At 70.7% G+C, this 24,852-nt stretch carries 21 protein-coding genes and 1 pseudogene; 5 read left to right on the top strand and 17 right to left on the bottom strand.

The genetic code is table 11. The features are described 5' to 3' along the window. On the top strand, positions 1-1,170 hold the full coding sequence (locus I2501_RS11585; protein ID WP_196193829.1) for a GDSL-type esterase/lipase family protein: 1,170 nt from the start codon (positions 1-3) through the stop codon (positions 1,168-1,170). Between the two features lie 25 nt (positions 1,171-1,195). Here I2501_RS11585 and I2501_RS11580 read toward each other — a convergent pair whose 3' ends face one another. Together I2501_RS11580 and I2501_RS11575 are read right to left on the bottom strand one after the other, a co-directional pair. Next, a complete protein-coding gene (locus I2501_RS11580) occupies positions 1,196-1,882 on the bottom strand; it encodes a response regulator (RefSeq protein ID WP_196193828.1) in 687 nt (228 codons plus the stop codon). Further along, entirely contained in the window at positions 1,879-3,588 is a 1,710-nt protein-coding gene (locus I2501_RS11575; protein WP_196193827.1) for an ATP-binding protein, read from the bottom strand. Before I2501_RS11575 ends, I2501_RS11580 begins: the two co-directional genes overlap by 4 nt. Positions 3,589-3,761: 173 nt before the next feature. Between I2501_RS11575 and I2501_RS11570 the strand changes: the two genes are divergently transcribed. After that, positions 3,762-5,102, top strand: coding sequence for a cation:dicarboxylate symporter family transporter (locus I2501_RS11570; protein ID WP_196193826.1), 1,341 nt, complete (start codon positions 3,762-3,764; stop codon positions 5,100-5,102). Positions 5,103-5,234: 132 nt separating this feature from the next. On the opposite strand, the gene aspS is transcribed toward I2501_RS11570, so the two are convergent. From aspS to I2501_RS11555, 3 genes are read right to left on the bottom strand one after another with little or no spacing between them, the layout of a single operon-like run. Continuing rightward, entirely contained in the window at positions 5,235-6,998 is a 1,764-nt protein-coding gene (gene aspS / locus I2501_RS11565; RefSeq protein WP_196193825.1) for an aspartate--tRNA ligase, read from the bottom strand. After that, on the bottom strand, positions 6,995-8,269 hold the full coding sequence (hisS, locus tag I2501_RS11560) for a histidine--tRNA ligase (RefSeq protein ID WP_196193824.1): 1,275 nt from the start codon (positions 8,267-8,269) through the stop codon (positions 6,995-6,997). The genes aspS and hisS overlap by 4 nt, the downstream gene beginning before the upstream one ends. A 12-nt stretch (positions 8,270-8,281) precedes the next feature. Continuing rightward, positions 8,282-8,989, bottom strand: coding sequence for an MBL fold metallo-hydrolase (locus tag I2501_RS11555; RefSeq protein WP_196193823.1), 708 nt, complete (start codon positions 8,987-8,989; stop codon positions 8,282-8,284). Between the two features lie 390 nt (positions 8,990-9,379). Here I2501_RS11555 and I2501_RS11550 point away from each other — a divergent pair, with 390 nt between their 5' ends. Both I2501_RS11550 and I2501_RS11545 read left to right on the top strand, forming a co-directional pair. Beyond that, complete coding sequence (locus tag I2501_RS11550; RefSeq protein ID WP_196194130.1) at positions 9,380-10,150, top strand: peptidylprolyl isomerase; 771 nt, start codon at positions 9,380-9,382, stop codon at positions 10,148-10,150. Positions 10,151-10,435: 285 nt separating this feature from the next. Continuing rightward, the gene (locus I2501_RS11545; protein ID WP_196193822.1) at positions 10,436-11,665 is read left to right on the top strand and encodes a DUF349 domain-containing protein; all 1,230 of its coding nucleotides are present in this window, start codon (positions 10,436-10,438) and stop codon (positions 11,663-11,665) included. 201 nt (positions 11,666-11,866) lie between these two features. Here I2501_RS11545 and I2501_RS11540 read toward each other — a convergent pair whose 3' ends face one another. The 12 genes from I2501_RS11540 to I2501_RS11485 form a co-directional block, all read right to left on the bottom strand. Then, positions 11,867-14,317, bottom strand: a complete 2,451-nt coding sequence (locus I2501_RS11540) for a RelA/SpoT family protein (RefSeq protein WP_196193821.1) — start codon at positions 14,315-14,317, stop codon at positions 11,867-11,869. 156 nt (positions 14,318-14,473) lie between these two features. Next, a complete protein-coding gene (locus I2501_RS11535) occupies positions 14,474-15,022 on the bottom strand; it encodes an adenine phosphoribosyltransferase (protein ID WP_196193820.1) in 549 nt (182 codons plus the stop codon). 96 nt (positions 15,023-15,118) lie between these two features. After that, a complete protein-coding gene (gene secF, locus I2501_RS11530) occupies positions 15,119-16,237 on the bottom strand; it encodes a protein translocase subunit SecF (protein WP_196193819.1) in 1,119 nt (372 codons plus the stop codon). A gap of 4 nt (positions 16,238-16,241) precedes the next feature. Continuing rightward, positions 16,242-18,038 (bottom strand): protein translocase subunit SecD, encoded by a 1,797-nt coding sequence (gene secD, locus I2501_RS11525; RefSeq protein WP_408022723.1) that lies wholly within the window; start codon positions 18,036-18,038, stop codon positions 16,242-16,244. A gap of 147 nt (positions 18,039-18,185) precedes the next feature. Further along, complete coding sequence (yajC, locus tag I2501_RS11520) at positions 18,186-18,671, bottom strand: preprotein translocase subunit YajC (protein ID WP_328806322.1); 486 nt, start codon at positions 18,669-18,671, stop codon at positions 18,186-18,188. A 182-nt stretch (positions 18,672-18,853) separates the two neighbouring features. Then, complete coding sequence (gene ruvB / locus I2501_RS11515) at positions 18,854-19,924, bottom strand: Holliday junction branch migration DNA helicase RuvB (RefSeq protein ID WP_236046149.1); 1,071 nt, start codon at positions 19,922-19,924, stop codon at positions 18,854-18,856. A 111-nt stretch (positions 19,925-20,035) separates the two neighbouring features. After that, a complete protein-coding gene (ruvA, locus tag I2501_RS11510) occupies positions 20,036-20,653 on the bottom strand; it encodes a Holliday junction branch migration protein RuvA (protein WP_196193817.1) in 618 nt (205 codons plus the stop codon). Beyond that, a complete protein-coding gene (gene ruvC, locus I2501_RS11505; protein ID WP_196193816.1) occupies positions 20,650-21,174 on the bottom strand; it encodes a crossover junction endodeoxyribonuclease RuvC in 525 nt (174 codons plus the stop codon). Before ruvC ends, ruvA begins: the two co-directional genes overlap by 4 nt. Before the next feature lie 164 nt (positions 21,175-21,338). Further along, on the bottom strand, positions 21,339-22,100 hold the full coding sequence (locus I2501_RS11500; protein WP_196193815.1) for a YebC/PmpR family DNA-binding transcriptional regulator: 762 nt from the start codon (positions 22,098-22,100) through the stop codon (positions 21,339-21,341). Between the two features lie 69 nt (positions 22,101-22,169). After that, positions 22,170-22,802 (bottom strand): pyridoxal 5'-phosphate synthase glutaminase subunit PdxT, encoded by a 633-nt coding sequence (gene pdxT, locus I2501_RS11495; RefSeq protein ID WP_196193814.1) that lies wholly within the window; start codon positions 22,800-22,802, stop codon positions 22,170-22,172. A 115-nt stretch (positions 22,803-22,917) separates the two neighbouring features. Continuing rightward, the gene (gene pdxS, locus I2501_RS11490) at positions 22,918-23,832 is read right to left on the bottom strand and encodes a pyridoxal 5'-phosphate synthase lyase subunit PdxS (protein ID WP_196193813.1); all 915 of its coding nucleotides are present in this window, start codon (positions 23,830-23,832) and stop codon (positions 22,918-22,920) included. A 159-nt stretch (positions 23,833-23,991) separates the two neighbouring features. After that, positions 23,992-24,531 (bottom strand): hypothetical protein, encoded by a 540-nt coding sequence (locus tag I2501_RS11485; RefSeq protein WP_196193812.1) that lies wholly within the window; start codon positions 24,529-24,531, stop codon positions 23,992-23,994. Positions 24,532-24,572: 41 nt separating this feature from the next. Here I2501_RS11485 and I2501_RS38785 point away from each other — a divergent pair. Beyond that, positions 24,573-24,852: pseudogene (locus I2501_RS38785) on the top strand (hypothetical protein); the annotation flags it as partial.

Here is a 24,852-nt window from a genome sequence, read left to right as displayed (position 1 = left end):
ATGAGCAACCCGACCCTGATCACCACCCCCGTCACCGAGGACCTGCTGCGCGGCCATCTCGACGTCGAGACCACCGCGCAGGGCGGGCTCCTGCCGCACCGGCTCCCGGCGTGGGCCCGACGACGGCTGCCCGACGCGCAGTTCGCCATGGTCGAGGCCCAACCCTCCGGTGTGCGGCTGACGTTCCGCACCGCCGCGACCACCGTCGAGCTGGAGACCGTCCCCACCAAACGCGCCTACCCGGGCCTGCCCGCTCCGGTCGACGGCGTCTACGACCTGCTCGTCGACGGCGCGTTGACCGCGCAGGCCGTCGTCACGGGCGGCCGGACGCTCCTTGTCGACATGGCGACCGGCAGCGTCGAGCTCCAGGACGGCCCTTCCGGTGTCGCGCGCTTCGCAGACCTGCCGGCGCGCGAGAAGGCCGTCGAGATCTGGCTGCCGCACAACGAGACGGCCGAGCTGCTCACTCTGCGCACCGACGCGCCCGTCGCGCCCGAGCCGGTGAGCGACCGCAAGCGCTGGCTGCACCACGGCAGTTCGATCAGCCACGGTTCGAACGCGGCGAGCCCCACCGCCATCTGGCCCGCCCTGGCCGCCGCCACCGGCCAGGTGGAGCTGGTCAACCTGGGCTTCGGCGGGAGCGCGCTGCTCGATCCGTTCGTCGCCAGGACGATGCGCGACACCCCGGCCGACCTGGTCAGCCTGAAGATCGGCATCAACGTGGTCAACGCCGACGTGATGCGGCTGCGCGCGTTCGGTCCGGCCGTGCACGGGTTCCTCGACACCATCCGCGACGGCCATCCGACCACGCCGTTGCTGGTGGTCTCGCCGATCTTCTGCCCGGTGCAGGAGGACACGCCGGGGCCGCTCGCGCCCGACTTCTCCACCGGCACGCTGCGCTTCAAGGCGACCGGCGACCCCGCCGAGCGCGCCGCCGGGCGGCTGACGCTGGCGACGATCCGCGCGGAGCTGGCCCGGATCGTCGCCGAGCGGGCCGCCGACGACCCGAACCTGCACCACCTGGACGGTCGCTCGCTCTACGGCCCGGCGGACTACGACGCGTTCCCACTGCCCGACGCGATCCACCCAGATCCGGCCGGGCACCGACGCATCGCCGAGAACTTCGCCCGCTCGGCGTTCGGCAGCGGAGGGCCGTTCGCGGCAATCTGACGGTGCTGACGGTGCATCAACACCGTCAGCACCAGCGGTAGACCAACTCCGGCCGCCCGACCTGGCCGTACTGCGGTTCGCGTCGGGCCCGGCCGGTCTCGACCAGGTGTTCCAGATACCGCCGGGCGGTGATCCGCGAGACGCCCGCCGCCGTGCCGACGGCCGCCGCCGACAGGCCCGCGTCGGCCGCGCGGATCACCGAGGCGACGGCCTCCAGCGTGGGCGTGGTCAGGCCCTTCGGCAGCGTCGTCCCACGTGGCGAGCGGAGTTCGGCGAAGGCCTGGTCCACCTCGTCCTGGCCCAGCGCCTCTCCCCCGCGCTCCAGGCTGGCGCGGTAGCGGGCGTAACGGGCCAGCCGGTCCTGGAGCGTGGCGGCCGCGAAGGGCTTCAGCAGATACTGCACCACCCCGATCGACACCGCGCGCCGCACGGTCGCCAGGTCGCGCGCCGAGGTGACCGCGATGATGTCGGCACCGTGCCCGGCCGCGCGGATGCCACGGACCAGCTCCAGCCCGTGCCCGTCCGGGAGATACAGGTCGAGAAGCATCAGCGTGACGGGCGCATCCGTCCCCCGCCCGCGTTCCAGGAAGCGCAGCGCCTCCGCCACGCTGTGCGCGACGCCCGCGCAGCGGAAGCCGGGGGCGCGCTCGACGTAGCGGGCATGCGCCCCGGCCGCGACCGGGTCGTCCTCGACGACCAGCACGTCGATCACCGCGCACCCACTCCCTCGCGCGCTACCTCGTTTTCGGCGGCCCGCTGCAACGGGATCCGCACGGTCAGCACCGCGCCGCGCCCGCTTCCGACCTCGACGCTGCCGCCGTTGCGCCGCGCGGCCTGGGCGACCAGCGCCAGGCCGATCCCCCGACCGACCAACTGCCCGGACTCGCCCGGCTCGCCGGAAGGCTTCGTCGACCAGCCGCGTTCGAAGATCCGGTCCACGGCGTCCGGCGCGATGCCGCGTCCGGTGTCGGCGACGCGCAGCAGCATCTCGCGGGCGTCGGTGCGGGCGGTGACCGTGACCGTGGGCGGGCCGTCGTGGTCGGCTGTGCCCTCGATCGCGGCGTCCATTGCGTTGTCGATCAGGTTGCCGAGCAGCGTGACCAGGTCCCGGGCGCTGAGCTGTGCGGGGAGCGCGTCGTCGATCCGGCTCTCCTCCGTGAGCACCAGGTCGACGCCGCGCTCGGCGGCCTGGGCGGCCTTGCCCAGCAGCAGCGCCGCCAGCACCGGCTCGTCGATCGCGCCGACAACCCGGTCGGTGAGCTGCTGGGCCAACTCCAGCTCGGCGGTGGCGAAGTCGACCGCCTGGCGGTGCCTTCCCGTCTCGATCAGCGACACGACGGCGTGGAGCCGGTTGGCGGCCTCGTGCGCCTGCGCGCTGAGCGCCTCGGCGAAGCCGCGCACCGAGTCCAACTCGCCGCTGAGCGCCTGGAGTTCGGTGTGGTCCCGGAAGGTCACCACGGTGCCGAGGCCCGACCCGTCGCCGATCGGCGAGGTGTTGACCACCACGACGCGGTCGGCGGTCAGGTGCAGTTGGTCCCGGACCGGTTCCGGCCCGGCCACCGCCGCCCGCAGCGGCTCCGGCAGGGCGAGTTCGGCGAACGCACGCCCTTCCGCCGGGCCGGTGAGGCCCAGCAGCTCGCGCGCGGCGTCGTTGCAGAGCACGACCGTCCCGGCGCGGTCGAGCAGGACCAGTCCCTCGCGCACGGAGTGCAGCGTGGCCTGGTGGTACTCGTAGAGGTGGCTGAGCTCGGCCGCGCCCATGCCGTGGGTGTGGCGGCGCAGGCGACGGTTGGCCAGCCAGGTGCCCAGGCCGCCGAGCGCCAGCGCGGCGAGGGCGACCAGCACCAGCCCGGTGATCGCCCCGCGCAGGCGACTGGTCAGGTTCTCGATGGTGATGCCCACGCTGACCAGCGCGACGATCCGGCCATTCGCGTCCCGCACCGGCGTCACCGCGCGGACGGAGGGGCCGAGCGTGCCGGTGTACGTCTCGGTGAAGGTGCGCCCGGCCAGTGCGGGCGCGATGTGCCCGAGGAAGTGCTTGCCGATCTCGGCCGGGTCCGGGTGGGTCCAGCGGACGCCGTGGATGTCCATGATCGTCACGAAGTCGACGCCCGCGTCCTTGCCGACCCGCACCGCGTACGGCTGGAGCGCTGCGGTGGGATCAGGGCCGACGACCGCCTGCGCGACGCTGGGCGCGTCCGCGACGGCGCGCGCCGTCGCGACGACCTGCCGCTCGGCGGCCTGCTGCGCGCGGTCGCTGGTCCACACGTAGGCGAGCACGGCTCCCCCGGCGACCACGACGGCCACGATCAGCACCTGCACCGCGAAGAGCTGCCCGGCCAGGCTGTGCGCGACGCGGCGACGGCGGCGCAGCGCGGGCGGTTCGGCCAGGTCGTGGTGCGTGGTCCGGTGCGGCATGGTGGCCAGTCTGCCTGGCGACGCGCTAGGTGAGTACCGCGCGTGCCGTGAACGATATGAACGCAAGCGTGACGCTCCCCGAGCCCGCCCCCATAGTCGTCGCAACCGGCCCGACCACCACCCCGGCCGGACACCGACGTTCTGGGACGACGACCGGCGAGGGAGCCGCACTCATGGCAACAGACGCAGCAGCAGTCAGACGCGAACGGACCCACTACCTCTACCTGGCCGTGATCGGCGCGGTGCTCCTCGGCATCGCGGTGGGCCTGGCCGCGCCGTCGTTCGCGCTGCAACTCAAGCCTGTGGGCACGGGTTTCGTGAACCTGATCAAGATGATGATCAGCCCGGTCATCTTCACCACCATCGTGCTGGGCATCGGCTCGGTGACCAAGGCGGCCAAGGTCGGCAAGGTCGGCGGGCTGGCGCTCGGCTACTTCCTGGTGATGTCGACGGTCGCGCTGGCGATCGGCCTGGTCGTCGGCAACCTGGTCAACCCGGGCGCGGGCCTCCACCTGACCGACTCCCTGGCCAAGGCGGGCCACGCCCAGGTCGCCGCGGGCGGCGGCGAGGGCACCGGCGACTTCCTGCTCTCCGTCATCCCGACCACCCTGGTCTCGGCATTGACGGGCGGTCAGGTACTGCAGACCCTGCTGGTCGCGCTGCTGGTCGGCTTCGCGCTGCAGTCGATGGGCACGGCGGGCGCGCCGATCCTGCGCGGCGTGGAGCACCTGCAGAAGCTGGTCTTCCGCGTGCTGTCGATGATCATGTGGGCGGCGCCGGTGGGCGCGTTCGGCGCGATCGCGGCGGTGGTCGGCGCGTCCGGCTGGGCGGCGCTGAAGTCGCTGCTGATGGTCATGCTGGGCTTCTACCTGACCTGCGCGATCTTCGTCTTCCTCGTGCTGGGCCTGGTGCTGCGGCTGGTCGCGGGCGTCAACGTGTTCTCGCTGCTGCGCTACCTGGGCCGCGAGTTCCTGCTGATCCTCTCCACCTCGTCGAGCGAGAGCGCGCTGCCGCGCGTCATCGCCAAGTTGGAGCACCTGGGTGTGAGCCGCCCGGTCACCGGCATCACCATCCCGACCGGCTACAGCTTCAACCTGGACGGCACCGCCATCTACCTGACCATGGCCTCGCTCTTCATCGCCCAGGCGATGGACCGGCCGATGTCGATCGGATCGCAGATCTCACTGCTGCTCTTCATGGTGATCGCCAGCAAGGGCGCCGCCGGCGTCAGCGGCGCCGGCCTGGCCACCCTCGCGGGCGGCCTCCAGTCCCACGCCCCGGCCCTGGTCGACGGCGTCGGCCTCATCGTCGGCATCGACCGCTTCATGTCCGAGGCCCGCGCCCTCACCAACTTCGCGGGCAACGCGATCGCCACCGTCGTCATCGGCCACTGGACGCACGAACTCGACCACGACCGCATGCGCCTCGTCCTCAGCGGCCGCCTCCCCTTCGACGAGACCGCGCTGGCACCGGCGCAGGAGCCGCCGCTGCCGAGTCAGCTGCAACACGCATAAGGGGCGTGGGGGGGGGGGGGGGGGGGGGCCCGCGGGCAGGGGGCCGGGCCCCGCGGCGCCCCCCCCCCCCCCCCCCCCCCGGGGGGGGGGGGGGGGCGGCCCCCCCCCCCCCCACGCCCCTGGAAGTACGAGTTACGCCTCGGCCTGCTTCGGCTTGGCGTCCACGCCCGCTTCCTTGCGCTGCGCGGCGGTGATCTCCGTCGGCGCGCCGGTCAGCGGGTCGCCGCCGTTGGAGGTCTTCGGGAAGGCGATGACGTCGCGGATCGTCTCGTAGCCGCCCAGCAGCGCGACGAGGCGGTCCAGGCCGAGGGCGATGCCGCCGTGCGGCGGCGGGCCGAAGTCGAAGGCGTTCAGCAGGAAGCCGAACTGCGACTGGGCCTCCTCGGGCGACAGGCCGATCGCGTCGAAGGCGCGCTTCTGCACGTCCTTCTGGTGGATACGGATCGAACCGCCGCCGATCTCCGAACCGTTGAGGACCAGGTCGTACGCGTTGGAGAGCGCGTTGCCCGGGTCGGTGTCGAAGGTGTCCATGGACTCGGCGGTCGGGGCGGTGAACGGGTGGTGCACCGCGTGCCAGCCCTGGAACTCGCCCTTGTCGTCCTCGATCGGCTCGAACATCGGGAAGTCGACGACCCAGAGGAACGCCCACTTGGACTCGTCGATCAGGCCGCAGCGCTTGCCGATCTCCAGACGGGCGGCACCCAGCAGCTCCTGCGACGCGGTCTTCTTGCCCGCCGCGAAGAAGACGCAGTCGCCCGGCTTGGCGCCGACCGCGTCGGCCAGACCGGCGAGGTGCTCCTCGCTGAGGTTCTTGGCGACCGGGCCGCGCAGCTCGCCGGTCTCCTCGTCGATCAGGACGTACGCGAGGCCGCGCGCGCCGCGCGCCTTCGCCCAGTCCTGCCAGGCGTCCAGCTGCTTGCGCGGCTGGGACGCGCCGCCCGGCATCACCACGGCGCCGACGTACGGGGCCTGGAAGACGCGGAACTCGGTGCCCGCGAAGTACTCGGTGAGCTCGGTGAGTTCGTTGTCGAAGCGGACGTCCGGCTTGTCCGAGCCGTAGCGGGACATCGCGTCGGCGTAGGTCATCCGCGGCAGCGGCAGCGGCACCTCGTAGCCCAGGACCTCGCCCCAGACCCGGGAGACGACCTCCTCGCCCAGCTTGAGGATGTCCTCCTGGTCGACGAACGAGGCCTCGACGTCGAGCTGGGTGAACTCCGGCTGGCGGTCGGCGCGGAAGTCCTCGTCACGGAAGCAGCGCGCGATCTGGTAGTAGCGCTCCATACCGGCGACCATCAGCAGCTGCTTGAACAGCTGCGGCGACTGCGGCAGCGCGTACCAGTGGCCCGGCTGCAGGCGGACCGGCACCAGGAAGTCGCGGGCGCCTTCCGGCGTCGAACGCGTCAGGTACGGCGTCTCGATGTCGAGGAAGCCGTTCTCCTCCATCACCGTGCGGATGATGTGCGAGGCCTTGGAACGCAGGCGCAGCGCGCGGGCCGGGCCCTCGCGGCGCAGGTCCAGGTAGCGGTACTTGAGGCGGACCTCCTCGTTGACCGAACCGGGCTCGTACTCGGCGACCTGGAACGGCAGCGCGGCAGCCTCGGACAGCACGGTCAGCTCGGAGACGACGACCTCGACCTGACCGGTCGGGATGTCCGGGTTCTCGTTGCCCTCGGGACGGACGCGGACCTCGCCGACGATCTTGACGCACCACTCGGAGCGCAGCTCGCCCACGGCCTCCAGGTCGCGGAAGACGACCTGGACGGTGCCGGAGGTGTCCCGCACGTCGACGAAGGCCACGCCGCCGTGGTCGCGGCGGCGGGCGACCCAGCCGGCGAGGGTGACGGTGGTGCCGGCGTGCTCCGGGCGGAGCGTGCCGGCCTCGTGGGTGCGGATCACTGGAGCTTCTCCTTCAGGGTGGTGACGAGAACGTCGAGGGCGACCGGGGTCTGGTCACCGGTACTGAGGTCCTTCAACTGCACGTTGCCTTCGGCGAGATCGCGATCGCCGGCGACGATCGCCCAGCGCGCGCCGGAGCGGTCCGCCGCCTTCATCGCGGCCTTGATGCCCTTGCCGCCGTAGACGATGTCCGCGGAGACGCCCTCGCGGCGCAGCTGCGTCACCGTCCCGAACAGGACGCGACGCGCCTGCTCGCCGAGCGGCACGGCGAAGACGTCGGTGGTGGCGGGGGCGTCGAGGGTGATGCCCTCGGCCTCCAGCGCCAGCACGGTGCGGTCCACGCCGAGCGCCCAGCCCACGGACGGCAGCGCCGGGCCGCCGATCATCTCGGACAGGCCGTCGTAGCGACCGCCGCCGCCCACCGCGGACTGCGAGCCGAGGCCGTCGTGGACGAACTCGAAGGTGGTGCGAGTGTAGTAGTCGAGACCGCGGACCAGCTTGGGGTCGTCCTCGAAGGCGACGCCCGCGGCGGTCAGCAGCTCGCGGACCTGCTCGTGGTAGGCCTTGCAGCCCTCGCACAGGTAGTCGACCAGCATCGGCGCGCCGACCAGCTGCGCCTGCACGTCCGGACGCTTGTCGTCCAGCACGCGCAGCGGGTTGATCTCGGCGCGGCGGCGGGTGTCCTCGTCCAGGTCCAGGCCGCGCAGGAAGTCCTGGAGCGCGGCGCGGTAGACCGGACGGCACTCGCGGTCGCCCAGACTGTTGAGCAGGATGCGGAAGTTGCGCAGCCCGAGCGAGCGGTAGGCGTCGTCGGCCAGGATGATCAACTCGGCGTCGAGCGCCGGGTCCTCCGCGCCGATGGCCTCCGCGCCGACCTGCCAGAACTGGCGGTAGCGGCCCTTCTGCGGCTTCTCGTAGCGGTACTGCGAGCCGCTGTACCAGAGCTTGACCGGCAGGTTGCCGACCCGGTGCAGGTTGGCCTCCAGCGTCGCGCGCAGCACGGACGCGGTGCCCTCGGGCCGCAGCGCGATGCGCTCGCCGCCCAGGGTGGTGAAGGCGAACATCTCCTTGGTGACGATGTCGGTGGACTCGCCGACACCACGCGAGAAGAGGTTGATGTCCTCGAAGACCGGCGTCTCGATGTAGCCGTAACCGGCGCGGCGCAGCGGCGCGGCGAAGGCCTCGCGTACGGCCAGCACCGTCGGCGCGTCGGCGGGGAGGATGTCGTAGGTGCCCTTGATGGCCTGGAAAGCCTGGGAGTTGCTGCTCACGTCTCGTCTCAATCAGATTCCGCGGCGCGGGGCGCCGGTCGGCGCGGCGCTGCCGGCGACCTGCAGCAGGTACGGGTTGGCGGCGCGCTCGCGACCGATGGTCGTCTGGGGGCCATGACCGGAGAGGACCACGGTCTCGTCCGGCAGCGGCAGGCACACGCGGGCCAGCGACTGCAGGAGGGCGTCGTGGTCGCCTCCGGGAAGATCGGTGCGTCCGACGGAGCCGGCGAAGAGCAGGTCACCCGAGAACAGCACCGGCGGAAGCTCCGGTGCGGCGGGCGTCCTGAACGTCACCGACCCCTTGGTATGGCCGGGCGCGTGCTCGACCGTCATGCTCAGCCCGGCCAACTCCAGGACGCTGCCGTCGGTCAGCACCCGGACGTCGTCCGGCTCGCCGACCGTGATCTCGCCCATCAGCTGCGCGCCGAAGGAGCGGCCGAGGGCCTTCTCCGGATCGGAGAGCATGTAGCGGTCGTCGGGGTGGATCCAGGCCGGGATCCCGCGCGCCCCGCAGACCGGGACGACCGACGCGACGTGGTCGATGTGCCCGTGCGTCAGCACCACCGCGACCGGCTTCAGCCCGTGCTCGCGCACCGTGTTCTGGACTCCGGCGGTCGCCTCGTGGCCGGGATCGACGATGACGCACTCCTCACCGGCGGCAGGGGCCACGAGGTAGCAGTTGGTGCCCCAGGCTCCAGCGGGAAAGCCGGCGATGAACACGTGGGTCCTTTGCGCGTCGGTGGTGGCTGCGACAGTGGTGGCATGCGGATGCTGCATGCAGCCTACCGGCGGCACGGGAGGGATCGCGAACCCGTATCCGGCGCGTCAACGGCTCCGCGTCGCGACCTCGACGTCGCCCGTCCGGCGGCTCGTAGCGGCATCTCACCTCGCGTTTACAGGTTCGCTCCCTACACTAGGCCGCCGTCGGGTGGGAGGATCCCCGCGACCGGGCTCCGACGAGCCCGTCCGCGCACCGACGAACCGCGATCTGACGCATCTGACCGACCCCGACCGCAGACCCGAGGAGTGTGGGCCGTGGCCCCCAACGACACGCGCAGGCCTCAGCAGCTTCCCAAGGACAAGGAGAAGCGCCGCCGCGAGTTGCAGCGGATGAAGCTGGAGCGCCAGACGAAGGCGCGCGCCGAGCGGATCGCCAAGGCCCGCCGCCACACCGCGATCATCGGCGGCGCGGTCGTGGCCGTCGCGGCGGTCGCCGTCGGCGCCGTCGCACTCTGGCCGAGCGGGTCGACGAAGTCCTCCTCGGACACGGCGTCCGCGGCCAGCGCCAAGGCCTCCCCGTCGGCGTCGACGACGGGCTACACGATCCCGGCGAAGAAGGACGGCTCCTGGAAGACCGAGCCGCCGATGACGATCGACACCTCGGCCACCTACACCGCGAAGATCCAGCTCGGCCAGGGCGAGGTGGACCTCAAGCTGGACGCCGCCGCGGCGCCGCACACGGTCAACTCCTTCGTGTTCCTTGCGGGCCAGCACTTCTTCGACGGCGTCTACTGCCACCGTCTGACGACGAACGGCATCTACGTGCTGCAGTGCGGCGACCCGACCGGCACCGGCTCCGGCGGCCCGGGCTACCAGTTCAAGGACGAGAACCTGAGCGACCCGGCCGTCAAGGGCGGCACCTACCCGGCCGGGACGGTGGCCATGGCCAACTCCGGTGCGAACACGAACGGCTCGCAGTTCTTCCTGGTCTACAAGGACAGCCAGCTGCCCGCGAACTACACGCCGTTCGGCACCATCACGGGCGGCCTGAACGTGCTCAACTCCATCGCCGCCAAGGGCAGTGACAACAGCAACGGCGCGGGCGACGGCAAGCCGCTCCAGCCGGTCATCATGAACAGCGTCACCGCGACGAAGAGCTGACGCGAAACTGACGCGAACGGAAGCGCGCGCGTGCGCGTACGCCCCCGCGCGTGCGCGCAACGCTTACGGGCGACGACCCACCGGAGCGGTTTGACGGCGCAGGCAACAATCCGGGCGGGGATACGGACAGCGCCGGTGGTCGTCGCCTATGTTGGCGTCTTGTAGGGTGCGCTTCTGCGCTTCCGGCGGCGCGGATGTGAACCGGCCGGACAATCGAACGTGGGCGGCGTCCGCCCCTTCTGCGACACCGGTCCAGAAGAACGGTCGCCATATGGAGGAGGCGCTGTGAGCAGCGAGCCGTGGGGCCGGGTCGACGACGAGGGAACCGTCTACGTGCGGACGGCCGACGGCGAGCGCGTCGTCGGTTCGTGGCAGGCGGGGTCTCCCGAGGAGGCGCTGGCTTACTTCACGCGCAAGTACGAGGGCATCGCTGTGGAGATCGGCCTTCTGGAGCGCCGCGTGCGCACCACCGACCTTGCGGCGAAGGACGCTCTCACGGCCATCGAACACCTGCAGGCGCAGGTGACCGAGGGCCACGCGGTCGGCGACCTTGACGCCCTGGCCAAGCGCCTGCAGGCGCTGGTCGCGGAGGTCGAGTCGCGTCGCGAGGAGCGCAAGGCGGCCCGCGCCAAGGCCCAGGAGGATGCCCGCGCCGCCAAGGAGGCGCTGGTCGCCGAGGCGGAGCAGCTCGTCGAGTCGACCCAGTGGCGCGAGGCGGGCGACCGGCTCCGCGCCCTGGTGGACACCTGGAAGGGCCTGCCGCGCCTGGACCGCAAGTCCGACGACGAGCTGTGGCACCGCTTCTCGCACGCGCGCTCGGCGTTCTCCAAGCGCCGCAAGGGACACTTCGCGCAGCTGGACCAGCAGCGCGAGGAGGCCAGGCTCACGAAGGAGAAGCTGGTCGTCGAGGCCGAGTCGCTCTCCGACTCGCAGGACTGGGGCGACACGGCGGCCCGCTACCGCGAGCTGATGGCGGAGTGGAAGTCGGCGGGTCGCGCGCAGCGCGAGGCCGAGGACGAGCTGTGGACCCGGTTCCGGGGCGCGCAGGACGTCTTCTTCCAGGCCCGCTCGGCGGTCTTCGACGAGCGTGACGCGGGTGAGCGCGACAACGCCCACGCCAAGGAGGCCCTGCTGGTCGAGGCGGAGGCGCTGCTCCCGATCGGCGACCTGAAGGCCGCGAAGGCGTCCTACCGCGATATCGCCGAGCGCTGGGAGGCCATCGGCCACGTCCCGCGGGATGCGCGTCCGCGCCTGGAGGGTCGCCTCCGCACGGTCGAGCAGGCCATCCGCGAGGCGGAGGAGGCCGAGTGGCAGCGCAGCAACCCTGAGGCGCGGGCGCGCGCCGCGGGCATGACGGGCCTGCTGCAGGCGGCGGTCGACAAGCTGGAGCGGCAGATCGCTGCGGCCGAGGCGAAGGGTGACTCCCGTCAGGTGGCCAAGCTCCAGTCCGAGCTCGACGGCCGCCGCGAGCTCCTCGCCCAGGCCCAGAAGGGCCTGGAGGAGTTCAGCGGCTGAGCCTTTTCGCTCCCGCAGGTAGTTGCACTCAGGCCTGTGCTCCCGCAGGTAGTTGCACTCAGGCCTGTGCTCCCGCAGGTAGTTGCACTATTCAGGGGCGCGAGGAACTGCGCGACAAGCCACCGAAGTGGTGAGTCGCTCAGCGAGCAGGGCCAACCCGACAGGGTGGTTGCTCGCGCAGGTCCTCGCGCCCCTGAGGTCTCAGCGGGCCTTCGCTGAGGTCACCCGGTAGACGTCGTAGACGCCCTCCACGCCCCGCACAGCCTTGAGCACATGACCCAAGTGCTTCGGGTCGCCCATCTCGAAGGTGAAGCGGCTCATCGCGACCCGGTCGCGGGACGTCTGGACCGCCGCCGACAGGATGTTGACGTGCTGGTCCGACAGCACCCGCGTCACGTCCGACAGCAAGCGCGAGCGATCCAGCGCCTCGACCTGGATCGCGACGAGGAAGACCGACGACTGCGTCGGGGCCCACTCGACCTCGACCATCCGCTCCGCCTGCTGGGACAGCGAGTCCACGTTGACGCAGTCCGCCCGGTGCACGGAGATGCCGTTGCCGCGGGTGATGAAGCCGACGATCGGGTCGCCCGGAACGGGCGTGCAGCAACGCGAGAGCTTGACCCAGACGTCGTCGACGCCCTTGACGACCACGCCCGGATCCTGCGTGGCCCGCCGCTGCCTGCGGTTCCGCGCTGGCGACGGAGTCGTCAGCTCGACGATGTCCTCGGTCGCGCTGTCCTCGCCGCCCAGGGACTGGACCAGCTTCTGCACGATCGTCTGCGCCGCGACATGGCCCTCGCCGATCGCCGCGTACAGGGACGAGATGTCCGGGTAGCGCATCTCGTGCGCGAGCGTCACCAGTGAGTCGCCGGTGAGGATCCGCTGCAGCGGCAGGCCCTGCTTGCGCATGGCGCGGGTGATCGCGTCCTTGCCCTGCTCGATGGCCTCCTCGCGGCGCTCCTTGGAGAACCATGCGCGGATCTTGTTACGCGCCCGCGGCGACTTGACGAAGGAGAGCCAGTCACGGGACGGGCCCGCGGACTCCGCCTTGGAGGTGAAGACCTCGACCGTGTCGCCGTTCTCCAGCGCGCTCTCCAGCGGCACCAGGCGGCCGTTGACGCGGGCGCCGATGGTGCGGTGGCCGACCTCGGTGTGGACGGCGTAGGAGAAGTCGACCGGGGTGGCCCCGGCGGGCAGCGCTATCACGTCGCCCTTGGGGGTGAAGACGAAGACCTCGTTGTTGGAGAGGTCGAAGCGGAGCGACTCCAGGAACTCGCTCGGGTCCTCGGTCTCCTTCTGCCAGTCGAGCAGCTGGCGCAGCCACGCCATCTCGTTGACGGTCTCGCCCTTGCCCGCGGGCGTGTCGGTGCGGACCTTGGACGCGCCCGCGACGGCCTGCTGCTTGTACTTCCAGTGCGCGGCGATGCCGTACTCCGCGCGGCGGTGCATGTCGAAGGTGCGGATCTGCAGCTCGACCGGCTTGCCCTCGGGTCCGATGACCGTCGTGTGGAGCGACTGGTACATGTTGAACTTGGGCATGGCGATGTAGTCCTTGAACCGCCCCGGAACCGGGTTCCACCGCGCGTGGATGGTGCCCAGCGCCGCGTAGCAGTCGCGGACGGAGTCGACCAAGACCCGGACGCCGACCAGGTCGTAGATCTCGGCGAAGTCCCGGCCCCGCACGATCATCTTCTGGTAGACGCTGTAGTAGTGCTTCGGGCGGCCCTTGACCTCGGCCTTGATCCGGGCGGTCTTCAGGTCCCCCATGACCTGCTCGGTGACCGTGCCCAGGTACTCGTCACGCTTGGGCGCGCGCTCGGCGACCAGGCGGACGATCTCGTCGTACATCTTGGGGTAGAGGATCGCGAAGGCGAGGTCCTCCAGCTCCCACTTGATGGTGTTCATGCCCAGCCGGTGCGCCAGCGGGGCGTAGATCTCCAGGGTCTCGCGGGCCTTCTTCTCCTGCTTCTCCCGCTTGAGGTAGCGCATGGTGCGCATGTTGTGCAGGCGGTCGGCCAGCTTGATGACCAGGACGCGCGGGTCCTTGGCCATGGCGACGACCATCTTGCGGACTGTCTCGGCCTGCGCGGCCTCGCCGAACTTGACCTTGTCCAGCTTGGTGACGCCGTCGACCAGCATGGCGACCGTGTCGCCGAAGTCGCGGCGCAGCGTGTCGAGGCCGTAGTCGGTGTCCTCGACCGTGTCGTGGAGCAGGCCCGCCATCAGCGTGGGGGCGTCCATGCCCAGCTCGGCCAGGATGGTGGCCACGGCGAGCGGGTGCGTGATGTACGGGTCGCCGCTCTTGCGCTTCTGGCCGCGGTGCCACTTCTCGGCGATCTGGTACGCGCGCTCCAGCGTGTGCAGGTCGGCCTTGGGGTCGTTGCTGCGCACTATCCGGAAGAGCGGCTCCAGCACCGGGTTGAACGTGCTGGCGCGCTGTCCGCCGAGGCGGGCCAGCCGGGCCCGGACGCGGGAGGGCGAGGGCGCGACCGTTCGCGGCGCGACGGCGTGCGCACCGGCGGCGGCCTGGAACGTCGCCGGAACGTTCGGGGCGGCGGGCTTCGGCTGCACGGCCGGTGCGGCCGGCGCGGTCGAGGCCGCCGGGCCCTTCTCCTTCGCGTCGGAAGCTGTGGGCACGACCTCTTCGGGCAAGTGCACTCCTCTGGAGCGGGACCGGAACCTCAATGGTACCGAGGGTCACTGTCACGTGCCGCCACCGGACCGGCCCGTGGACGCCTCGTCCTGCTCGGAGAGCCAGCGAGGGCGGGCCCGGTACCGGACCCGCCCTCCAAAGCCGCGAGTGGCGGCTCAGACCGCGATGACGGTCTCCAGCGGAGCGTCGCCCAGCAGCGGGGCCAGCCGGGCACGACCGCCCAGGAAGCCGAGCTCCATCATGACCTCGACGCCGGCCACCTCCGCGCCGCAGCGCTGGATCAGCTCCAGCGCGGCCTCGACGGTGCCGCCGGTGGCGAGGACGTCGTCGACGACCAGGACCCGCTCGCCGGGGGCGAAGGCGTCGGTCTGCACCTCGATCACGGCCGAGCCGTACTCCAGCTCGTACGCCTGGCGGTGCAGCTCGCCCGGAAGCTTGCCCTCCTTGCGGACCGGGACGAAGCCCGCGCCGGCGGCGTAGGCGGCCGGGGCCGCCAGGATGAAGCCGCGGGCCTCCAGGCCGACGATCTTGGTCGCGCCCAGTTCCCTGGAACGCGCGGCCAGGTGGTCGACGAGAGCGGCGAAGGCCTCGGCGTCACCGAGCAGCGGCGCGATGTCCTTGAAGACCACGCCCGGCTTGGGGTAGTCCGGGACGTCACGGATCTTGGCGGCCAGTAGGGCTGCCAGGTCGGTGCTGCTGCTCATGGGTGGGGTTCTCCTGCTTCTTCTGCATCGCTTCGTGACTGTGCGCGGCAGTGCATCGCACTGCCGCGCACAGGGTCGTGCTTCCCGCTACGCGTCTCAGCGACGCCCGGTTCGGCGATCGCTGCGGCTGCGGTTGACGGGCTGGTTGCGCGGACCGCCGGTCTGCGCGGCCGGGATGGTGACGGCGTCGGCCGCCGCGTCCTCCGGCACGTCCCGACCCTCGGCCTTGGCCTTGGCGTCGGCGGCCTTGCGGGCCTTCACCCGGCGGGCCAGCTCCTTGTACTCCGGGCGCTTCTCCTGGAGCCAGGCGACCGTCGGGGTGGCCACGCAGATCGAGGAGTAGGCACCGGCGGTCAGACCGACGAACAGCGCCAGCGAGATGTCGTTGAGGACACCCGCGCCGAGCAGACCGCCACCGATGAACAGCAGCGCGGCGACCGGCAGCAGGGCCAGCACCGTGGTGTTGATCGACCGGACCAGGGTGCTGTTCAGCGAGGCGTTGGCGGCGTCGCTGTAGGTCAGCTTGTTCTGCTTGGTCAGGTCCTTGGTCGCGGACTTCAGACCGTCGAAGACGACGACCGTGTCGTAGAGGGAGTACCCGAGGATCGTCAGGAAGCCGATGACCGTGCCCGAGGTGACCTCGAACCCGACCAGGGCGTAGACGCCGATGGTGATCACCAGGTCGTGCAGCAACGCGACCAACGCGCCGACCGCGAGCCGCCACTCGAACGCGAAGGCCAGGTAGAGCGTCACCAGCACCATGAAGACGACCAGGCCTTCGAGGGCCTTGGTGCTGATGTCACTTCCCCAGCTGGCGCTGAGGTACTGGGTGCTGATCTGGTCCGGTGTCAGGTCGAGCGACTTCTCCAGCGCCTGCTGGCCGGCCGTGGCATGGACGTTCTCGGACGAGCTGATCTGGACAGTGATCTGCTGGCCCTTGGAGCTGTTCGTCGTCTGGACCAGTGCCGAGCTGTCGTGGGTCAGCTCATTGGCGGCCTTCTGCGCCTGCGAGATCGTCACCCCGGGCTTGGAGATGGTGTAGATGTCACCACCCTTGAACTCGATGCCGAGGTTCAGACCGCGTACCGACAGGCCGAGGATGGCCGCCAGCAGGATGACGCCGGAGAGGATCGACCACAACTTCCGCCGCCCGACGAAGTCGAAGCTGACCTCACCGGTGTAGAGGCGGTGGCCGATATTGCCGAAGCGTGACATCGGGTCAGGCCTCCTTGCTGGCGGTCGGGCGGGCCGGACGACGCGGACGGCCGTCGCGGAGCGGGGAACGAACCCCGAGGCGCTCAGGCGAGAGCCCGGACCACGGGTGCCCGGAGGCGAAGAACTTCTTCCGGGCCAGCAGGCTGATCAGCGGCTTGGTGAAGAGGAAGATCACCACGACGTCGAGCAGGGTGGTCAGACCCAGCGTGAACGCGAAGCCCTGAACCTTGCCGACGGTGAAGAAGTACAGCACCGCAGCGGCGAGGAAGGAGACCGCGTCCGACACCAGGATCGTACGACGGGCACGCGGCCAGGCGTTGCGAACCGCCGGACGCAGCGAGGCGCCCTCGCGGAGCTCGTCTCGGATGCGTTCGAAGTAGACGACGAACGAGTCCGCGGTGATACCGATGGCGACGATGGCGCCACAGACCGCGGGCAGGTTGAGCGCGAAGCCGATCGCCCCACCGAGGAGAGCCATGATCGACCAGGTCAGGACGCCGGAGACGGCCAGCGAGGCGACCGCCACCAGGCCGAGGCCGCGGTAGTAGAGCAGCGAGTAGAGGACGACCAGCGCCAGACCGATCGCGCCGGCCACCAGACCGGCAGTCAGCTGGCTACCACCGAGCTCGGGCGAGACGGTGACGACGTTGAGCTGGGTGAAGTTCAGCGGCAGCGAGCCGTAGCTGAGCACGTTGGCCAGCGACTGCGCGTCGGACTGCGAGAAGCTACCGGTGATCTGCGCCTGTCCGCCGGTGATGGCCTGCTGGACGGACGGCGCGGACTGGATCTGACCGTCGAGCTCGATCGCGAACTGGTTCATCGGCTGCTGCTGCGACGCCAGCTGGCCGGTGATCTTGCCGAACGCGGACGAGCCGGCGCCGTTGAAGTTCAGGTTGACCTGCCACTGACCGGTCTGCGAGCTCAGGCCTGCCGACGCACCGCTGATGTCCGTACCGGGCACGGCCACGGAGCCGAGCGCGTACTTGATCCAGCCGCCCGTGTTGGGGTCCTGGGTCTGGGCGCACGCGACGATCTGGGCCGTGTCCTTGCTGGCGTTCGCTGCCGTCGCGGCGTCGAGACGACCCTGGTTGGTGGCACAGTTCGTGGCGTTGAAGACGCTCTGCAGCGCGGCCGGAACCGTGCCGGCCGTCTGGCCGGAGACGGTGGACGCGGAGGCGCTCGGGGTGGCACTCGGCTTGGCGCTGGAGCTCGCCGGGTCGCTGGCCTTGGCCGAGGCGGTGCCGGACGGGTGCGCGGAGGCGGACGCGCTGGCACTGGACTTCAGGCCGGACGCGAGAGCGTCACCCTGCGTCTTGCTGGCGCTCGGCGAGGCCACCGGCTTGTTGGTGGCGGACCCGCTCGGCTTGGCACTGGGGCTGCCGCTTGGAGCCGCGCTCGGGCCGGCCTGCTCCTGCTCCGCGAGAACCGGACGGAAGAAGAGCTTGGCCGTCGTGGAGAGCTCGTCCGCCAGCTGAGTGGAGCTGGTGCCCTTCGGCGCGTTCACGAGGATCTCGTCGGTGCCCTGCACCTGGACCGTCGCCTCGGTCACGCCGGTGCCGTTGACGCGCTCCTGCATGATCTGCGCCGCGACGTTCATGTTGGCGGGATTGACCGCCTGGGGGTCGCCGGGTGCATACGCCTGCAGGGTGACGCTGGTGCCGCCCGCGAGGTCGATGCCGAGCCGCGGCTTGGTGTTCCCGGTGCCGAACATGATGGCCACCAGAGCCACCATGATCACCAGGATCAGGCTCAGCGCACGCCCCGGGTAACCGTCACGGGGACGGGACTTGGGTGATGCCACCTTCTCGATTCTCTCTGTCCATGCCGTGGGCAGGTCAAGTCGCCGACGCCGGGGTACCGGCGGACAGGGGGCGGCTCGGCCACGACGCAGCGGTCGGCGGTTCCGCGCGGGGGCTTTCGCCCCCGTCGGACTCCGTAGCGGGCAAGGCTACTTGGCGGAGGCGTCCTTGTCGCCACCCACCTGCGCCGGGGTCTTCTCGGCGTCGGCGTCCGCAGCGGCGTCCGCGTCGGCGGAGGCCTCGGCGTCCTTCACGTCGTCCTTGGCGAGGTCCTTCGCCAGGGCGACGGGGGCTTCCTCGACGGACGCGGCCTCGGCGGTGGTGTCCGCCTCGTCCGACTCCTCGGGCTCGTCGCCGTGGACGATCCGGTTGTACTCGATCGGGTCCAGCACCTGGGCGATGGCCTGCTTGGAGTACAGCGCGTACACGCCCGGAGCGACCTCGAGCTCGACGGTGTCGTCATTGACGGCCTTGACCAGCGCGTACATGCCACCGATGGTGCGGATGCCGCTGCCCGGCTCCATCTGGTTGCGCATCTCCGAGGCCTGCTGCTGCTTCTTCTTGGCAGAGCGGGTCATCAGGAACATCGCGCCGAACATCACCACGGCGACGAGGAGAAATGAGGAGGAACCCACGACTACAGTCCTTTGCGGGGCCGCAGGGGGAAACGCGGCCGATCCGATTCTCGGGCCGCCCGGGGTGGACGGCAGCGGGCGGAGTCTAGGGGACTCCTGCAGGTACAACAACGTCCAGCATTGCATCCGGGTGAGCCGAATGGCGAGTTCCCTGCGCAGATCACATTGCGCAATCCTGAATTTCAGGCTTCCGGGGCCCCGAAGAGCTCCGTCTGGGCGGGCAGACCGGCCGCCGCGGAGTGGTTCGGGGGCGTAAGACCCAGATGCTGCCACGCCGCCGCGGTGGCGATCCGACCACGCGGGGTGCGGGCCAGCAGGCCCTCGCGGACCAGGAACGGCTCGGCGACCTCCTCGACGGTCTCGGACTCCTCCCCCACCGCGACGGCCAGCGTCGACAGCCCGACCGGGCCGCCGTTGAACAGCTTGAGGAGCGCCCGCAGGACCGCCCGGTCCAGCCGGTCCAGGCCCTTGGCGTCGACCTCGTAGACGGTGAGCGCGGCTCCGGCGATCTCCTCGGTGATCAGGCCGTCGTGCCTGACCTGCGCGAAGTCGCGGACGCGGCGGAGCAGCCGGTTGGCGATGCGCGGCGTGCCACGCGAACGACGGGCGATCTCGGCGGCGCCCTTGGGGTCTATCTCGACGTCCAGCAGCCGGGCGGAGCGGTGGATCACCCGTTCGAGCTCCTCGGGAGCGTAGAACTCCATGTGGCCGGTGAAGCCGAAGCGGTCGCGCAGCGGCGGCGGCAGCAGACCGGCCCGGGTGGTCGCGCCGACCAGCGTGAACGGCGGCAGGTCGAGCGGGATGGCGGTGGCGCCCGGCCCCTTGCCGACGATCACGTCGACGCGGAAGTCCTCCATCGCCATGTAGAGCATCTCCTCGGCGGGCCGGGACATCCGGTGGATCTCGTCGAGGAAGAGCACCTCGCCCTCGGTCAGGGAGGAGAGGATGGCCGCCAGGTCGCCCGCGTGCTGGATGGCCGGGCCGGAGGTGATCCGGATCGGCGCGTTCATCTCGGCGGCGATGATCATCGACAGCGTCGTCTTACCGAGCCCGGGAGGGCCGCTGAGCAGCACGTGGTCGGGCGTGGCCTCGCGACGCCTGGCCGCCTGGAGAACGAGCGAGAGCTGCTCGCGGACGCGCTCCTGACCGATGAACTCGTCCAGGTCACGCGGGCGCAGCGCCGCCTCGACGGCCCGGTCCTCACCGTCCGCAGCGGCGGTGACCAGGCGGTCGCCGGTGGCGTCGTCGTACATGCGCTCTTCGCTCCGTTCTCGGTGGATCTGCGTTTCTCTGCACGGGCACGTGCCGCTGCGTCCCACTTCTCGGTGATTTCCGCCGAGCGAATTTCTCAGCGAATTCTCGTGTCAGCGGGTGCGGTTGCGGCTCTGCAGCGCGCTGCGGAGAAGCGCGGAGACGTTCGGCTTCTCCATCGCCTCGGCCTCGGGCGTGACTGCGGCGACCGCCTCGTCCGCCTCGCGCGGGGCGAATCCGAGGCCGACCAGGGCGGCGTGCAGTTGGTCGTTCCAGGGCGCGGGCCCGACTGCGACCGCGGCGTGCGGCTGCGCGGGGACGGCGCCCGTCGGCGCGCCGAGCCGGTCCTTGAGCTCGATCAGCAGCTTCTGCGCGCCCTTCGGCCCGATGCCGGGCACGGCCGTCAGCGCCTTGGCGTCGCCCCTGGCCACGGCGAGCCGCAGCCCGTCCGGGCTGTGCACGGCGAGCATCGCCTGCGCGACCTTGGGCCCGACGCCGCTGGCCGTCTGCAGCAGCTCGAAGGTCTGCCGCTCGTCGTCGTCGGCGAAGCCGTAGAGGGTGAGGGAATCCTCGCGGACCACCAGCGAGGTGGCGATGGTGGCCTCCTGCCCCATACGGAGAGCAGCGAGCGTGTTCGGCGCGCACTGGACCAGCATCCCGACGCCGCCGACCTGGATCACGGCGCTGCTCGGCGTGAGCGCGGCCACCGGGCCACTGACGAAGGCGATCATGCGCGGGGCTCCCTGGCTCGGCTGAGGGCGGCGGCGATCCTGTTGTTGGCGGTGCCGCGCCAGATATGGCAGATGGCGAGCGCGAGCGCGTCGGCGGCGTCCGCCGGCTTGGGCGGCGCGTCGAGCCGCAGGATGCGGGTGACCATGGCCCCTACCTGCGCCTTCTCGGCGCGCCCGCTGCCGGAGACGGCGGCTTTGACCTCGCTGGGCGTGTGCAGGGTGACCGGTATGCCGCGCCGCGTCGCACAGAGCATGGCGACTGCGCTGGCCTGGGCGGTGCCCATGACGGTGCGCACGTTGTGCTGCGCGAAGACGCGCTCGACGGCGACAAGCTCCGGCTGGTGCGTGTCGAACCACGCGTCGAGCCCGCGCTCGATCTCCAGCAGACGCAGCGGGATGTCCATCTCGGCGGGGGTTCTGACGACCCCACAGGCCACCATGTGCAGCGGCCTTCCCGGCGCGCCGTCGACCACGCCGACACCACAGCGGGTCAAACCTGGATCCACCCCGAGAACACGCATGCCCGCAGGCTATCTGTTCGCACTGACAGAACCCTGCAACTGGTCAGGGGCACGGGGATTCTGCAGGCGAGCGGCCGTGCACTGTCTCAGGGGCGCGGGGAACTACGCGAGCAGAGCCCCGCGCCCCTGAGATAGTGCAACTACCTGCGGGAGCACAAAAGTGCTCAGTCGTCCGCGTCGAGCTCCGCCTCGACCTCGGGAGAGAGGTCGAAGTTGGCGAAGACGTTCTGGACGTCGTCGCTGTCCTCCAGTGCGTCGATCAGCTTGAAGATCTTGCGCGCGCCGTCCGCGTCCAGCTCGACCTGGACCGACGGCACGAAGTTTGCCTCCGCCGAGTCGTAGTCGATGCCCGCATCGACCAGCGCGGTGCGCACCGCGACCATGTCCGTGGCCTCGGTCTGGATCTCGAACGCGTCGCCGATGTCGTTGACCTCCTCGGCGCCGGCCTCCAGGGTCGCCTCCATGACCGTGTCCTCGTCGACCTTGTCGGCCTTCGGCACGATGATGACGCCCTTGCGGCTGAACATGTAGGAGACCGACCCCGGGTCGGCCATGTTGCCGCCGTTGCGGGTCATCGCGACGCGGACGTCGGACGCGGCGCGGTTGCGGTTGTCGGTGAGGCACTCGATCAGCACGGCCACACCGTTGGGGCCGTAGCCCTCGTACATGATGGTGGCGTAGTCGGCGCCACCGGCCTCCGCGCCGGAGCCGCGCTTGACGGCGCGGTTGATGTTGTCGATCGGGACCGAGCTCTTCTTCGCCTTCTGGATGGCGTCGTAGAGCGTCGGGTTACCGGCGGGGTCACCACCGCCGGTACGGGCCGCCACCTCGATGTTCTTGATCATCTTGGCGAAGAGCTTGCCGCGCTTCGCGTCGATGACGGCCTTCTTGTGCTTGGTGGTAGCCCACTTGGAGTGGCCGGACATCGAGTTGCTCCTTAAAACAGCACCGGACTGGAGTGAACGAACGGAGAGATCCTACCGTCACCGGCCAGGTCACTTATTGTGCGAGCCGGCGGCGCGGACCATCTCCACGAAGTAGGCGTGCACGCGGTGGTCGCCGGTGAGCTCCGGGTGGAACGAGGTGGCCAGCAGGTTGCCCTGACGGACCGCCACGATGTGCTCGGCGTCGGTTCCCTCGTGCAGCGAGGCCAGGACCTCGACGCCGGCGCCCACGGACTCGACCCACGGGGCGCGGATGAACACACCGTGCACCGGACCGCCCTCGGCCAGGCCCTTGAAGTCGACGCCCTGCTCGAAGGACTCGTTCTGACGGCCGAAGGCGTTGCGACGGACGACCATGTCGATACCGCCGACGGTCTCCTGGTCGTCGCGGCCGTCGAGGATCTTGTCGGCCAGCATGATCATGCCCGCGCAGGTGCCGTAGACGGGCATCCCGGCGGCGACCCGTGCGCGCAGCGGCTCCATCACGCCGAAGAGCAGGGCCAGCTTGGACATGGTGGTGGACTCGCCGCCGGGGATCACGATCGCGTCGACCTCGGCCAGCTCCTCGGGGCGGCGAACCGGACGGGCGAGCGCATCGGCCTCGGCGAGGGCGACGAGGTGCTCGCGCACGTCGCCCTGGAGGGCGAGCACACCGACGACGGGGGTGGAGCTGGACGACGACACGGGGAGGACCTCTTCTGGATGTTCTCGGACGAACGGACGAACGGGAGGAGCCCCGGCCCCCTACGCGTGGCGCGTTGGCAGGGGCCGGGGCTACCGAGGACGACTGCGGAGTCGATTACCAGCCGCGGTTGGCGTAGCGCTCGGTCTCGGGCAGGGTGTCGCAGTTGATGCCGACCATGGCCTCGCCCAGGTTGCGGGACGCGTCGGCGATGATCTTCGGGTCGTCGTAGAAGGTGGTGGCCTTGACGATGGCAGCGGCGCGCTTGGCCGGGTCGCCCGACTTGAAGATGCCGGAGCCGACGAAGACGCCCTCGGCGCCCAGCTGGCGCATCAGCGCGGCGTCGGCCGGGGTGGCCACGCCACCGGCGGAGAAGAGCACGACCGGGAGCTTGCCCAGCTCGGCGACCTCGGCGACCAGCTCGTACGGGGCGCGCAGCTCCTTGGCGGCGGCGTACAGCTCGTTGTTGTCGCAGCCGCGCAGCTTGGCGATCTCGCCCTTGATCTGGCGCAGGTGGCGGACGGCCTCGACGACGTTGCCGGTGCCGGCCTCGCCCTTGGAGCGGATCATGGCCGCGCCCTCGGCGATGCGGCGCAGTGCCTCACCGAGGTTGGTGGCACCGCAGACGAAGGGGGTGGTGAAGGCGAACTTGTCGGAGTGGTTGACCTCGTCGGCCGGGGTCAGCACCTCGGACTCGTCGATGTAGTCGACGCCGAGCGCCTGCAGCACCTGGGCCTCGACGAAGTGGCCGATGCGGGACTTCGCCATGACCGGGATGGACACGGCGTTGATGATGCCCTCGATCATGTCCGGGTCGGACATACGGGCCACGCCGCCGTCCTTGCGGATGTCGGCCGGAACGCGCTCCAGCGCCATGACGGCCACGGCGCCCGCATCCTCGGCGATCTTGGCCTGCTCGGGGGTGACCACGTCCATGATCACACCACCCTTGAGCTGCTCGGCCATGCCACGCTTGACGCGGGCGGTACCGACGGCAGGCTGGTCGGAGGTGGCGGGGGTGTTGGTGGACACGAATGACCTCACTGAAGACGCGGATTCGGTGCGATAAGCCCATGGTAGGCCCGCTCCGACCATAGCCGATGCTCCATGCGGTCCAGCCAGGACCATCCGAGTACGACGTTCCGTAGCAGGCGCGACGCCTGACGGTCGTTACGCGTTACGCGTCGTGTGTTACGCCGGGACGCGCTCCAGCGTACGCGGCGCCTCGTCGTCCATCTCGAAGGCGAGCGGGAACGGCGCGTGTCCGGCGAGCCGGAACAGCCGCACCAGCCGGTGCCGGCGGACGGCTCGCGCCGCGCGCACGGAGTCGTTGTGGAACCGCCGGGCCATCGGCACGCGGCGGACGGACTCACCGAGGTCGGCGAGGGCCTCGGCCCCACCGGGCAGGGCCGCGAGCTCGGCGACCTGCTCCGGCTCGGCGAAGACGGCGCGCAGGGCTTGCGAGAGCTCGCTCTCCGCGACCTCCCGCGCGTCGGGCTGCGCGGTGCGGGCGGCGTGGGACGCCTGGTAGAGCAGGATCGACGCGGCGGGATCGAGCAGCGTCGAGGTCGCCAACTCCTGCGCTGTGGACGCGCGTCGAAGCAGTTGCGCGTCGAGCGCGGCGCGGGCGGCGTCGATCCGCGCGTGCAGGCGGTCGAGCCGACCGGCCGTCCAGGAGAGGTAGAGGCCGAAGGCGACGACAGCGAGGGCGACCCAGATCCAGATGCTCACGGGGTGTGACCCTATCCGCTCCCGCGGGGACGAATCGGTGAATGACTTTCGCTACCGCCGGTGGTTGCAGTTGCCAGGGGCGCGAGGCTCTGCTGATGTGCGGCTCCGCCGCGTGGGCGCGACAAAGCCGGGCCGATGCTCCCGCAGGTAGTTGCACTATTCAGGGGCGCGGGGAACTGCGCGACAAGCCACCCGAGGTCGCCCAGCTGCGCAGCCGCTCGCTCCACGGCCGCTCGGCCTGGCTGCTCCACCGCGCCGTGCATCTGCGGCGCGTACCGACGTGGGAGCGCAAGGCGAGGGTGATGTCCGACTGGCTGCTCG

This window comes from Streptacidiphilus fuscans, assembly GCF_015690355.1.
GTDB classification, from domain to species: Bacteria; Actinomycetota; Actinomycetes; order Streptomycetales; family Streptomycetaceae; genus Streptacidiphilus; species Streptacidiphilus fuscans.
The sequence above is the reverse complement of the archived record's forward strand: the minus strand, read 5'-3'. Positions and strand labels throughout refer to the sequence as shown.